Consider the following 11,971-nt stretch of genomic DNA (forward strand, 5'->3'; position numbering starts at 1 on the left):
TGATTTTATGGGCCATGCATAACCAGTGTGGGAGCTGGCTTGCCCGCGATAGCGGTGGTTCAGTTAAAGATGCAGTGACTGACAGGCAGCCTTCGCGGGCAAGCCCGCTCCCACAGGGAATCGGTGCCAGGCGCTGATTTTATAGGCAATACATAACCCGTGTGGGAGCTGGCTTGCCTGCGATAGCGGTAGTTCAGCTACAGATTCAGTGACTGACACACCACCTTCGCGGGCAAGCGCGCTCCCCCAGGGGCCTCTGTAGGCGTCCCCTCGCTCCTACTGTCGTGCAGGATATGCCATGATGCTTCACCGCCCGCCAGCGATTGAGTATTCATGCCTGCCGCCCCCTCCTCCCTGTCGATCACCCTGCAGATCGTTTCCATCGTGTTCTACACCTTCATAGCCTTTATCTGCATCGGCCTGCCGATAGCGGTGATTCCAGGCTATGTGCACGAGCAACTGGGCTTCAGCGCCGTGGTGGCCGGGGTGACCATCGGTTCGCAGTACCTCGCCACGCTGCTCAGCCGCCCGATGGCCGGGCGAATGTCGGATAACGTCGGCACCAAACGCGCGATCGTGCTGGGCCTGGCCGGTATTCTGATCAGCGGTGTGCTGACCTTAATCGCCACGCTGCTGGACAGCCTGCCGAGCTTGAGCCTGGGTATTCTGATCGCCGGTCGCCTGTTGCTCGGCGTGGCCCAGGGCCTGATTGGCGTGGGGACCATCAGTTGGTGCATGGGCGCAGTGGGCGCCGAACACACCGCACGCTCGATTTCCTGGAATGGCATCGCCTCCTATGGCGCCATTGCCATTGGTGCGCCACTTGGCGTGGTGATGGTGGCTGATTATGGCTACGCCAGCCTCGGCCTTGCCCTGGCGGTGCTGGCGGCGTTGGGCCTGGTGCTGATCCGCAATAAACCCTCGGTGCCGGTGGTACGCGGCGAACGGCTGCCGTTCTGGGCTGTGTTTGGACGTATCGCGCCGTTCGGCGCCAGCCTGTGCCTGGCCTCGATTGGCTACGGCACGCTGACGACCTTTATCACCCTGTATTACCTGAATCGTGGCTGGGCCGGTGCGGCGTATTGCCTGACGGTATTTGGTGTGTGCTTTATTCTCTCGCGCCTGGTGTTTATCTCAGCCATCAGCCGGTTTGGCGGGTTCACCGCCGCCATCGCCTGCATGCTCATTGAAACCCTGGGCCTGACGCTGTTGTGGCTGGCACCGTCTACCGGCGTGGCCTTGATCGGCGCCGGGTTGACCGGTTTTGGTTTATCGCTGGTTTACCCGGCGCTCGGCGTGGAAGCTATCAAGCAAGTGCCGGACAGCAGCCGCGGCGCGGGGCTGAGTGCGTATGCGGTGTTTTTCGACCTGGCCCTGGCGATCGCCGGGCCGTTGATGGGCGCCGTGGCGTTGAATCTTGGCTACGGCTGGATATTCTTCTGCGCCGCGTTGCTGTCGGTCAGCGCGCTCGCCCTGACCGTACTGCTCAGGCGCCGCGCCTATTGATCAGCGGTCTGCAAGCCGGCGCGCGTGGCCTCGCCCAGGGTATGGCTGAAAAAACGCCCGGCCTCGGAGACCAGATCGCGGTGGATGCCTTCGCGATCGACACCATCGGCATCCGTGCAAATGGCGGGCATGCTTGCCAGTTGGTCACTGTCACACGGCGCCATGAAAACAAAGTGCCCGGCCCCGGCCAACAGTTTGAAATCCGGTGGCTGCGGCAGCTTGCGCGCCAGGGCGGCGGCGTTCTTGTCCACTGCCACCAACTGGTCGCCATCGCCACTGTAGAGCAGCACCGGCACATGCACATCCGCCAGAGTGTGGCGGCCGAACATCAAGCTCAGCGGCGCCATCAGCATCAAAGCATGGATACGCGGGTCAGCCTGGGGTTGCAAGTCGTCGCGATCGACCACCAACTCGCCCTTGGTGGTGCACGCGTCGCGGTCTTCGGGGCGCTCTTGGCAGTAGCGGCGCAGGCGTTCGAAATCCGGCTTGGCGCCCGCCAGGATCAATGCCGTTTCGCCACCGGCTGAATAACCGATGACGCCGATCTGATCGATATCCACAAAGGGCGACAGCATCGGCTCGGCCAAGGCGGCGGTGATCGCCTGGGAGATCTGGATCGGCCGCCCATACAAATTGCTCACGGTGCCCAGGCGGCTGTGGTCCTTGTAGTTGTCACCGGGATGCAGCACCGCCACCACCACAAACCCCTTGCGCGCCAAGGCGGTGGCCAGGTCATGCAGGGCCAGCGGCGTGCCGGTATTGCCGTGGGACAACATCAGCATCGGGAAACGCCCGATCGCCACCTTGGCATCTTCGCTGGCCGCCACATGGTAGGCGCCCAGCGCGGTAGTGCGCTCGGCATCGGTAGAGGGATAGAAGGCGATGGCTTTCATCGGCTGCGCATCCAGCGGGTCGAGAAAACTCATGCGATGAAACCCCACACTCCAATGGGGGTGCGGTGCCGGTGCGGCGTGCACTGAAACCACGCCGCCCAACAGCGAAAGAACCAAAACAGCACAAAGACGCATCATGGGGATGTCCACCTTTGCTGCACAAGAACCGGCCTGTCGAAGAAAAAGTCCAGGGTATCGAATGGATGTCTGCATAACCTGGGCCACAACGAAAAAACTCCGTACTCCGCTCGCGTTCAGGCGATCAGAATACAGAGTTTAGGCGCTCGGTTTCAGAATGAAACCGAGGACAGGGCACATTTACATAAGCCTTACGCAGCGGCGAACAGTTGCTCGTTGATGCGCACGTTGGCGTCGCTCATGGCTTTGCTGCGCACTTCGTCACCGTAGGCCAGGCCTTCAGCGCGCACGATCTCGATGTCGGTGATGCCCAGGAAACCGAACAGCAGCTTCAAGTAGCCTTCGTGGGCAGCGCCCGAGGCCTGGTCGGCATGCAGGCCACCGGCGGTGGAAACAATAATGACTTTCTTGTTGCCGCACAGGCCTTCAGGGCCGGCTTCGGTGTAGCGGAAGGTCTGGCCGGCTACCGCGATGCGGTCGATCCAGGCTTTCAACTGGGTGGGGATGGTGAAATTGTACATCGGCGCACCGACGACCACGGCATCGGCGGCGAGGAACTCAGCCAGGGACGATGCACTCAGTTCAGCCTCGTGCTTTTGCGCCGCATCACGCAGTTCAGCGGCAGTGCCCAAGGCGCCCAGGGTCGCGCCGGAGAAATGGTTGATGCCTTCGCTGGCGAGGTCGCGGTAGGTCACTTCCACACCCGGCTGGGCGGCTTGCCATGCCTTGACCACACCGGCGCTGAGCTGACGGGAGGCCGAGTTGTCGCCGAGGATGCTGGAATCGATGTGCAACAGTTTCATGATGGATCTCCGAGGTGGGATCGACAGTGGCGATCAGATGGTGGTGATGCTACGCATGAAACCAATGGTCGATAAGCCGCCTGAAATGCGATAGTTTGTCCCACTGACAGGACAATAGGCCCACCATGCAAGACCTCAACGACCTCTACTATTTCGCCAAAGTCGTCGAAGCCGGCGGTTTTGCTGCGGCTGGCCGGCTACTCGGGATTCCCAAATCCAGGCTGTCGCGGCGCATTGCCGAGCTGGAAGACCGCCTGGGTGCACGCCTGCTGCAACGCACCACCCGGCAACTGACGCTCACCGCCGTGGGCGAGCGCTACTTGCGCCACTGCCAAGCCATGCTGTTGGAGGCGGAAATGGCCGACGAGGCCGTGGCCAGCATGTCCAGCGAGCCGCGTGGGCGGCTGCGAGTCAGTTGCCCGGTGGGGCTGGCCCAGCAGATTCTGCCAGAGCTGGTAGCCGGTTTTCTGGCCGCGCACCCGTTGGTGCAGTTGGACATGACCCTGGTGAATCGCCGCGTCGACCTGGTAGCCGAAGGCATTGATGTAGCGCTGCGCGTACGCGAACTGGGCGACGAAGACCCGTTACTGGTCACCAAACGCCTGCGCCAGGCGCATACCGTGCTGGTGGCCAGCCCCGTTTTCATGCGTGAGCGGCGGGTCGAAACCCTGGAAGACCTCAAGCAGTTGCCAATCCTTGGCGCACTCGAGGCGGACCGAATGGTGCACCAACGCATCATCGACCCTCAGGGCAACATGCACGAGCTAGTGATGGAGGCGCGCCTGGGCATCGAAGACTTTATCGTGCGCAAGGCCAGCGCAATGATGGGCGTGGGCTTTACGGTGCTGCCAATGATGTACTGCGAAGAAGAACTGGCCAGCGGCCGCCTGGTGCAACTGCTGCCGCAATGGTCATTACCAGGCGGCTGGCTGCAAGCGGTCTACCCGCACCGGCGCGGCGTGCTGCCGGCCATCCGGGCCTGGATCGACTACCTGGAAGAAGGCTTCAAAGGCTGTGGAGATCGGCTGTTATGAGCATGACGGAAGAACAAGTCGCACGTTTTTGCCTGAGCCTGCCAGGCGCACGGGAAGACTATAAATGGGGCGGCGTGCGGGTGTTCTCGGTTGCTGGCAACAAGATGTTCGCCTTGCAGAACCTGCGCGGTGAGTCGCTGGCCTTCAAGGTCGACAAAGAACTGTTCCTGGGTCACGTCGACCGCCCGGGCATTCACCCGGCGCCTTACCTGGCGAGGGCGCAGTGGGTCATCATGAACACGCCCTATCCTTTGGGCGCAGAGGAACTGCGTGGCTTGTTGCAGCGCTCCCACCAGTTGGTGGTGAGCAAGCTGCCCAAGCGCACACAGATTGGCTTGTGGCTAGAGGATTGACAGCAAGGTGCCGCCAAGAAACAGCTGGTCCAGCCAGAACACCTGGTGCAACAGCACAATCACCCAGAACAGCACCTGGTAAGACACCTTGCGCGTCTTGTGCCGGAACACCTGCTGGGCAATCAACGCCCCCGGCCAACCGCCCGCCAGCTCCACCGCATGCAGGATGTTTTCCGGGGTGCGCCAGCCTTCGGTCTGCGCCTTGCGCTTGTCGCTCCAATAAAGAAAGAACGCCACCACACTGACCACGCCGTAGGCCATCAACGGAATCGCCGTTTCGCCGCGATACCACAGCAAGGCCGAGCCCAGCAGCGGCGCGGCACACAGCAGTACAAAGATCAGCGCCTTCAGGCGTGGGTGCTGGATAGTCATGGCTTGACCGCAGTCCAGTCGATCCAGCCGAACTGCCAGGTCGCCAGGATGACCAGGCCAAAGGCAATCCGGTACCAGGCAAACACCGCGTAGCTGTGGCTGGCGATGAATTTGAGCAAGCCCTTGACCGCAATCATCGCGAAGATGAACGAGGTGACAAAACCAATGGCGAACACTGGAAAATCCGCCGGCTGGAACAGATCGCGGTACTTGTAACCCGAGTACACCGCCGCCCCAACCATGGTCGGCATGGCCAGGAAGAATGAAAATTCGGTGGCCGTCTTGCGCGACAGGCCGAACAACAGGCCGCCGATGATCGTTGCACCGGAGCGCGAAGTGCCCGGGATCATCGCCAGGCACTGGGCCAGGCCGACCTTGAGGGCGTCTTTCCAGGTGATGTCGTCGACGGTTTCAGCCCGCACTGCATGTTGGCGGCGCTCGGCCCACAACATGATCACGCCACCCACTACCAGGGCAGTCGCTACAGTGATCGGGTTAAACAGGTAGTGCTTGATCAGGTCGGCAAAAATCACCCCCAATACCACCGCCGGCAACACGGCGATGATCAGGTTGACGGTAAAGCGCCGGGCCTTGGGCTGGGTCGGCAGGCCGATGACCACGTCAAAGATCTTGCGCCGAAACTCCCAGACTACCGCCAGGATCGCGCCCAGCTGGATGATGATGTTGAAGGCTTCGAAACGCTCGCCGCCAAAATTGATCAGGTCGGCGACGATGATCTGGTGGCCAGTGCTGGAGATCGGCAAGAACTCCGTAAGCCCCTCGACGATGCCGAGAATCAATGCCTGTATGGCGGTCCAAAAATCCATGCTGTCTCCAAAGGTCATGCGCGTGGCATGCCTCTTAGTCTTTTTTAAGTTCACTGACGACGAGCGCACACAAGCGCCCGCAGTTGATTCTCAACGCCGGTCTGCAAAAATTCCGTGAAAAATCAGGCAGTACTCAGGTTTTTCGATTCCGGGCCGAAAGCCTATCAGACACGCCGGAAATCTCGAAGCAGCACCACAATTATAAAGAGCAGGGAGTGACAGGACGATGAACAGTTTGCGCAGCATGTCGATCAGCCGCCGCCTTTGGCTGATCCTGATAGTCGCCGTGTTGATGCTGCTGGCCTTGGGGCTGTTAATGCTCAACCAGATCCACGGCGACCTCTACCAGGCCAAGCGCCAGCAAACCCAGCACGTGGTGCAGACCGCCAGTGGCGTACTCAGCTATTACCAGAGCCTGGAAAAAACCGGCGTACTGACCCGCGACGCCGCGCAACAACAGGCCCTGAGCGCGGTGCGCGGGCTGCGTTATGACCACGATGACTACTTCTGGATCAACGACCTCACCCCCGTGATGATCATGCACGCGGCCAACCCCAAGCTCGACGGCCAGAACCTCTCGGCGATTCGCGACCCGGATGGTTTCGCCGTGTTCAACGAATTCGTGAGCCTGGCCAAAGCCAAGGGCGCCGGCATCGTCAACTACCGCTGGCCGAAGCCCGGCGCCGAAGCGCCGGTAGAGAAAACCTCGTACATCCAACTGTTCGAACCCTGGGGCTGGATTATCGGCTCCGGGGTCTACGTGGACGATGTGCAGGCCGAATTCAGGGGCCAGGTGTGGAAAGCCTCGGCCATTGGCCTGGGCATTGCGCTGATGATGGCCGTGCTGGTGGTGCTGATTGCCCGCAGCATCGTGCAGCCGTTGCAGGCCGCGGTGAATGCCATGGGCAATATTGCCAGTGGCGAAAGTGACCTGACCCACAGCCTCGATACCCACGGCCGTGACGAATTGACGCAACTGGCCCAGCACTTCAATAGCTTCACCGCCAAGCTGCGCCAGGTGGTCGGCCAGTTGCAGGTGTGCGCGAACGCGCTGGGCCAGTCGTCCAGCGAGCTGGGCCACAACGCCAGCCAGGCCCACGACCGCAGCCAGCAGCAGTCCCAGCAGATGGAACTGGTGGCCACCGCCATCAACGAAGTCACCTACGGCGTGCAGGACGTGGCCAAGAATGCCGAGCACGCCGCCAGCGAAATGCGCGATGCACAGGCCCAGGCACAGCAGGGCCAGGTCAATATCGACGGCAGCTTGCAGCAGATCGACCAGCTCTCCACCACTATCAGCCAGGCCGTGGAGGTGATCCGCACGCTCTCCAGCGAGAGCACGCAGATCGGCGGGGTACTGGAGGTGATCCGCTCCATCGCCGACCAGACCAACCTGCTCGCCCTCAACGCCGCCATCGAAGCCGCCCGTGCGGGCGAGCAAGGCCGCGGGTTTGCGGTGGTCGCCGATGAGGTGCGCCTGCTGGCCCAGCGCACGCAGAAATCCACCGCCGAGATCCAGGTGATGATCGAGCGCCTGCAAGGCCACTCCGAAGCGGCGGTCAAGGTCATCAGCGACAGCCACAGCGCCTCGCAACTGACCATTGAACAAGCCGGCCAGGCGGGCGCAAGCCTCACCGCCATCGGCCAGGCGCTGCACAACCTCAACGGCCTGAACGCCTCGATTGCCAGCGCCACCCTGCAACAGGCCCACGTGGTGGAAGACATCAACCAGAACGTCACCCAAGCGGCCGGGCTGTCCCACAGCACCGCGCTGGCAGCGGAGCAATCGAGCGTGGCGAGTGCACAGTTGCGTGGCTTGAGTGAACAGCTTGATGGGCTTTTGCGTCAGTTCAAGGTTTGACATCCCTCAGCGGTGGGAGGGCTGCCCTCTCCCACCGTCTAGCGGCCTCACATCCCCAGCCACTGCGGCAGCGCGAGGGAAATGAACGGCAGGTAGGTGACCATGATCAGGAACACCAACAGAATCATCAGCCAAGGCATCGCGGCGCGAATGGTCTGCCCTAGAGTCAGCCCCGTCACCGCCGAGGTCACGAACAGGTTCAGCCCCACCGGCGGGTGCACCAGGCCGATTTCCATGTTCACCACCATCACAATCCCCAGATGAATCGGGTCAATCCCGAGCTTCATCGCAATCGGGAAAAAGATCGGCGCCAGGATCAGCACAATGGCCGAAGGCTCCATAAAGCTGCCGGCAATCAGCAGCACCACGTTGACCATGATCAAAAAGCCAATCGGCGTCAGCCCTTCCGAGATTACCCACGCGGTAATTTGCTGGGGGATCTGTTCGGTGGTCAGCACGTGGGCAAACAGCATGGCGTTGGCGATGATGAACATCAGCATGATCGACAAGCGCCCCGACTCCAGCAGCACCTTGGGGCAGTCGCGCAGCTTCATGTCCTTGTAGACGAACAGCGCGACGAATGCTGAATACACGGCTGCCACTGCCGCCGCTTCGGTCGGGGTGAACATGCCGCTGTAAATGCCGCCGAGGATAATCACCAGCAGCAACAGCCCCCAGAACGCTCGGCGTGCACAACTCAGCCACTCACGGAATGTCGCCCGGGGTTGCGCCGGCAGCTTCTTGATGCGGGCGACGATGTAGATCGCGACCATCAACATCAGGCCCAGCAGCAAGCCCGGAATCACCCCGGCCATGAACAATTTGCCTACTGAGGTTTCGGTCGCCGCCGAATACACCACCATCACGATCGACGGCGGAATCAGAATGCCCAAGGTCCCGGCGTTGCAGATGATGCCCGCCCCAAACTCCTTGGGGTAACCGGAACGCACCATGCCCGCCACGGCAATCGAGCCCACCGCTGCCACCGTGGCCGGTGATGAGCCGGACAGTGCCGCAAACAGCATGCACGCCAGCACCGCCGCAATCGCCAGGCCACCGCGGATATGCCCGACACAGGCGTTGGCAAAGTCGATCAGCCGCTGGGCCACGCCGCCGGTGGTCATGAAGGCGCCGGATAACAGGAAAAACGGAATCGCCAGAAAGGTATAGGCGTCGCTGGTTTCAAACAGTTTGATCGCCAGGGAACTCACAGAGTCCTGGCTGAACATCAGGATCGACACCGCACCGGACAACCCCAGGGCAATCGCAATTGGCACGCCCAGAAACATGAACACGAACAACAGGAGAAACAGACAGAGCACGGCCATCAGTGACGCTCCTCATGGCTGCCGGCCAACTTGCTGGCCTCGCCGGCCTCGTCGGCCAGGCCCAACCCGACCTGGCGGTGGGTAAAGATGCGGTAGAAAATTTCCAGGTAGCGGATCAAGACCAAGGCAAAGCCAATGGGCACGATCACCACGATGTCGCCGACATCGATGCCGAACTGGTCGAGGTCTTCGGCGCCGATATGCGCGGTCATCACCGCACTCACCCACTTGTAGCTGGCCACCATGAACAGCCCGGCATAGGCCAGGCAGCACAGGCAGGCGAGCATGCCGAGCAGGCGTTGCACCGGGCGCCGGGTCAGCCGCACCAGCGCGTCCACGCCCAGGTGGCCAGCGGTGCGCACCCCGTAGGAAATGCCGAAGAAAATCAACCAGCCGAACATGGCCTTGGTCAGCGCCACACTCCAGGTCATCTCTTGGGCCCAGGCCATGGTGCCGTCGCCCAGGGCATTGAAGAAGGCGCTGCTCCAGGCCCATTTGTCGGCCAGGGCAAAAAACAGGGTGTAGACGTTGTTGAGCATGACGTAGACGAATGTCACCAGGGTCATGGCGGCCAGCAGGAAAGCAATGAAGCCTTCCTCCAGGTGCTCCCAGACGCGCCTTAGCGTTTGCATGGCAAAACCTCACGAGGCAGAGATAGGTAAAAACCAGGTCAACCTGTAGATCGTTCCCACGCTCCGCGTGGTAATGCCGCCCCGGACGTTCCACGTCCTGTATCACGCCGTGCGTAAGGCGACGCGGAGCGTCACGGGATGCATTACCACGCGGAGCGTGGGAACGATCAGTCGCGGGCAAGCCCGCTCCCACAGAGGTTTACTGGTTGGAAGCGTCCGCCGCCTTGATCAGGTCAGCCCCAATCTCGCCTTCGAACCTCTGCCACACCGGGCGCATGGCTTCGCGCCACAGCGCACGTTGCTCGGGGGTTAGTTCGATGATTTCGCTGGTCTTGGCGTCGACGATCTTCTGCTTGGCCGACTGGTTTAGCGCTTCGGCCTGCTTGTTCACCTCCACGGTGACCTCGGCCATGATCTGTTCCAGGGTGCTGCGCACATCCGGCGCCAGGCCATTCCAGAACTTCGCGTTGGTGATCACCATGTAGTCGATCAGGCCATGGTTGGACTCGGTGAAGTACTTCTGCACTTCATTGACCTTCTGGCTTTCATAGTTCGACCAGGTATTCTCGGTGCCATTCACGGTACCGGTCTGCAGGCCCTGGTAAACCTCGGCAAAGCTCATCTTGCGCGGGTTGGCGCGGATCGCCTTGAACTGTTCTTCGAGCACACTGGAAGCCTGCACGCGGAACTTCAGGCCACGGGCGTCCTTGGGTTCATGCAGGGCCTTGTTGGCGGAGAGTTGCTTGAGGCCGTTGTGCCAATAGGCCAGGCCGAGGATGTTCTTATCCTGCATCGAGGTCAGCAGTTGCTTGCCCTGAGCGGCCTGGAAACGGTCGACGGCGGCCAGGTCGTTGAACAGGAACGGCAGGTCGTAGATCTGCACTTGCTTGGTGTAGTGCTCGAATTTGGCCAGGGACGGCGCCAGCATTTGCACGTCACCCAACAGCAATGCTTCCATTTCCTTGCCATCGCCAAACAGCGACGAGTTCGGGTACACCTCAACCTTGACCTTGCCGGGCAGGCGCTCTTCAGCAAGTTTTTTGAACAGCAGCGCGCCCTGGCCTTTGGGGGTGTTTTCGGCGACCACGTGGGCGAACTTGATCACAATCGGGTCTGCCGCCTGGGCCAGGCCAGCGGTAAACAAGGTGGCGGCGCACAGCAGCGCCCGGGAAAGCTTGAGCATGGGAATCACCTTCTTATTGTTGTGTTTAAGGCAAGGTGCCTGATGTAACGCGTGTCGTGAATTTCGAATTTTAGATACCTGCGTTCGGCCTGGCCGAACGCGCCCAGTGTGGGAGCTGGCTTGCCTGCGATAGCGGGGTGTCAGGCAACACAGACATTGACTGTTCTGCCGCTATCGCAGGCAAGCCAGCTCCCACACTTCGTTCCCGGTTTTGTCAGTTACAGTTGCGCGGCCAGCAGCCGTTGCGCGCGCAGCAGTACCGGCGCATCCACCATCTGCCCATCAATCTGATAAGCCCCTGCCCCATCAGCACCCGCCTCCACCACCCGCCTGGCCCAGGCCAGCTCTTCAGCGCTCGGCGCCAGCGCGGCATGGATCACCGCGACTTGCTTGGGGTGAATGCACAATGCCCCGGCAAAGCCCATTTCATAAGCGTGCCGGATCGAGCGGTGCAGGCCTTCGGGGTCGTCGATGGCCGGGTGCACGCCGTCCAGCGGCGCCGCCAGGCCCGCCGCGCGCGAATGCACGATCAGCGCCAGGCGCGCCTGATCGAGGGCCAATTCGGCCGCGCGGGAGTGACTGCTCAGGTTCAGGTCCAGCGCCAGGTCCAAGCCACCGAACGACAGGCGCTCTACCTGGGGCGCCTGGGCAATCTGCGCCAGTGCCAGCAAACCGCGTGCGCTTTCGATAATCGGCCAGATAGCCTTGCCGGTAGCGGCCACCACAGCCACCTGGGCCGCGCTTTCGACCTTGGGCAGCAATACCCCGGCGACATTTGCATGGGCCTTGCAGAAGGCCACGTCCTCAAAATGTTCGGCATGTTGCGGCGCGTTGATGCGCACCCACACCTGGGCCTCGGGATGGGCGCACAGGAATGCCCCCAGATTATCCCGGGCCTGACGCTTGAGCGGTTCTTCCACCGCGTCTTCAAAATCCACAATCACTGCGTCGGCGCCGCTGGCCAGGGCCTTGGCAAACCGCTCCGGGCGGCTGCCCGGTACAAACAGCGCAGAACGTACTAAAGGCTTTGGCATCACTTGA

General features: G+C 61.5%; 12 protein-coding genes. 4 read left to right on the top strand and 8 right to left on the bottom strand.

Going from position 1 to position 11,971, the window contains the following annotated elements; all coding sequences use genetic code 11:
- Positions 1-333: 333 nt before the first annotated feature.
- On the top strand, positions 334-1,506 hold the full coding sequence (locus tag JMV15_RS09045) for an MFS transporter (RefSeq protein WP_038450028.1): 1,173 nt from the start codon (positions 334-336) through the stop codon (positions 1,504-1,506).
- On the opposite strand, the gene JMV15_RS09050 is transcribed toward JMV15_RS09045, so the two are convergent.
- Positions 1,500-2,537, bottom strand: a complete 1,038-nt coding sequence (locus JMV15_RS09050; protein ID WP_032902166.1) for an alpha/beta hydrolase family protein — start codon at positions 2,535-2,537, stop codon at positions 1,500-1,502. The two genes, JMV15_RS09045 and JMV15_RS09050, sit on opposite strands and share 7 nt — an antisense overlap.
- A gap of 191 nt (positions 2,538-2,728) precedes the next feature.
- On the bottom strand, positions 2,729-3,340 hold the full coding sequence (locus JMV15_RS09055) for an FMN-dependent NADH-azoreductase (RefSeq protein WP_003191051.1): 612 nt from the start codon (positions 3,338-3,340) through the stop codon (positions 2,729-2,731).
- A gap of 125 nt (positions 3,341-3,465) precedes the next feature.
- On the opposite strand from JMV15_RS09055, the gene JMV15_RS09060 reads away from it, so the two are divergent.
- The gene (locus JMV15_RS09060; RefSeq protein WP_014718355.1) at positions 3,466-4,374 is read left to right on the top strand and encodes a LysR substrate-binding domain-containing protein; all 909 of its coding nucleotides are present in this window, start codon (positions 3,466-3,468) and stop codon (positions 4,372-4,374) included.
- On the top strand, positions 4,371-4,727 hold the full coding sequence (locus tag JMV15_RS09065; RefSeq protein WP_014718354.1) for an MmcQ/YjbR family DNA-binding protein: 357 nt from the start codon (positions 4,371-4,373) through the stop codon (positions 4,725-4,727). The genes JMV15_RS09060 and JMV15_RS09065 overlap by 4 nt, the downstream gene beginning before the upstream one ends.
- Here JMV15_RS09065 and JMV15_RS09070 read toward each other — a convergent pair.
- Positions 4,716-5,099: a DUF1294 domain-containing protein gene (locus JMV15_RS09070; RefSeq protein WP_014718353.1), complete on the bottom strand. Its 384-nt coding sequence runs from the start codon at positions 5,097-5,099 to the stop codon at positions 4,716-4,718. The two genes, JMV15_RS09065 and JMV15_RS09070, sit on opposite strands and share 12 nt — an antisense overlap.
- Positions 5,096-5,926 carry an undecaprenyl-diphosphate phosphatase gene (locus JMV15_RS09075; protein WP_014718352.1) on the bottom strand — a complete coding sequence of 277 codons (831 nt, stop codon included), beginning with the start codon at positions 5,924-5,926 and terminating at the stop codon, positions 5,096-5,098. Before JMV15_RS09075 ends, JMV15_RS09070 begins: the two co-directional genes overlap by 4 nt.
- Positions 5,927-6,152: 226 nt before the next feature.
- Here JMV15_RS09075 and JMV15_RS09080 point away from each other — a divergent pair, with 226 nt between their 5' ends.
- On the top strand, positions 6,153-7,787 hold the full coding sequence (locus tag JMV15_RS09080) for a methyl-accepting chemotaxis protein (protein ID WP_019820153.1): 1,635 nt from the start codon (positions 6,153-6,155) through the stop codon (positions 7,785-7,787).
- A gap of 47 nt (positions 7,788-7,834) precedes the next feature.
- Here JMV15_RS09080 and dctM read toward each other — a convergent pair whose 3' ends face one another.
- From dctM to JMV15_RS09100, 4 genes are all read right to left on the bottom strand, one after another.
- On the bottom strand, positions 7,835-9,115 hold the full coding sequence (gene dctM, locus JMV15_RS09085) for a C4-dicarboxylate TRAP transporter large permease protein DctM (RefSeq protein ID WP_014718351.1): 1,281 nt from the start codon (positions 9,113-9,115) through the stop codon (positions 7,835-7,837).
- Positions 9,115-9,747: a TRAP transporter small permease gene (locus JMV15_RS09090; protein WP_019820154.1), complete on the bottom strand. Its 633-nt coding sequence runs from the start codon at positions 9,745-9,747 to the stop codon at positions 9,115-9,117. The genes dctM and JMV15_RS09090 overlap by 1 nt, the downstream gene beginning before the upstream one ends.
- A 199-nt stretch (positions 9,748-9,946) precedes the next feature.
- Positions 9,947-10,930 (bottom strand): TRAP transporter substrate-binding protein, encoded by a 984-nt coding sequence (locus JMV15_RS09095; RefSeq protein WP_038450026.1) that lies wholly within the window; start codon positions 10,928-10,930, stop codon positions 9,947-9,949.
- Between the two features lie 218 nt (positions 10,931-11,148).
- On the bottom strand, positions 11,149-11,964 hold the full coding sequence (locus JMV15_RS09100) for an HpcH/HpaI aldolase/citrate lyase family protein (RefSeq protein WP_014718348.1): 816 nt from the start codon (positions 11,962-11,964) through the stop codon (positions 11,149-11,151).
- Positions 11,965-11,971 lie beyond the last annotated feature (7 nt).

The sequence above is a fragment of the Pseudomonas paracarnis genome (genome assembly GCF_904063055.1).
Lineage (GTDB): Bacteria > Pseudomonadota > Gammaproteobacteria > Pseudomonadales > Pseudomonadaceae > Aquipseudomonas > Aquipseudomonas paracarnis.

Coding starts and splice junctions, on each gene's coding strand:
- dctM (WP_014718351.1), bottom strand. CDS start 9,115: ATGGCCGTGCTCTGTCTGTTTCTCCTGTTGTTCGTGTTCATGTTTCTG.
- JMV15_RS09060 (WP_014718355.1), top strand. CDS start 3,466: ATGCAAGACCTCAACGACCTCTACTATTTCGCCAAAGTCGTCGAAGCC.
- JMV15_RS09100 (WP_014718348.1), bottom strand. CDS start 11,964: ATGCCAAAGCCTTTAGTACGTTCTGCGCTGTTTGTACCGGGCAGCCGC.
- JMV15_RS09070 (WP_014718353.1), bottom strand. CDS start 5,099: ATGACTATCCAGCACCCACGCCTGAAGGCGCTGATCTTTGTACTGCTG.
- JMV15_RS09080 (WP_019820153.1), top strand. CDS start 6,153: ATGAACAGTTTGCGCAGCATGTCGATCAGCCGCCGCCTTTGGCTGATC.
- JMV15_RS09050 (WP_032902166.1), bottom strand. CDS start 2,537: ATGATGCGTCTTTGTGCTGTTTTGGTTCTTTCGCTGTTGGGCGGCGTG.
- JMV15_RS09065 (WP_014718354.1), top strand. CDS start 4,371: ATGAGCATGACGGAAGAACAAGTCGCACGTTTTTGCCTGAGCCTGCCA.
- JMV15_RS09055 (WP_003191051.1), bottom strand. CDS start 3,340: ATGAAACTGTTGCACATCGATTCCAGCATCCTCGGCGACAACTCGGCC.
- JMV15_RS09075 (WP_014718352.1), bottom strand. CDS start 5,926: ATGGATTTTTGGACCGCCATACAGGCATTGATTCTCGGCATCGTCGAG.
- JMV15_RS09090 (WP_019820154.1), bottom strand. CDS start 9,747: ATGCAAACGCTAAGGCGCGTCTGGGAGCACCTGGAGGAAGGCTTCATT.
- JMV15_RS09095 (WP_038450026.1), bottom strand. CDS start 10,930: ATGCTCAAGCTTTCCCGGGCGCTGCTGTGCGCCGCCACCTTGTTTACC.
- JMV15_RS09045 (WP_038450028.1), top strand. CDS start 334: ATGCCTGCCGCCCCCTCCTCCCTGTCGATCACCCTGCAGATCGTTTCC.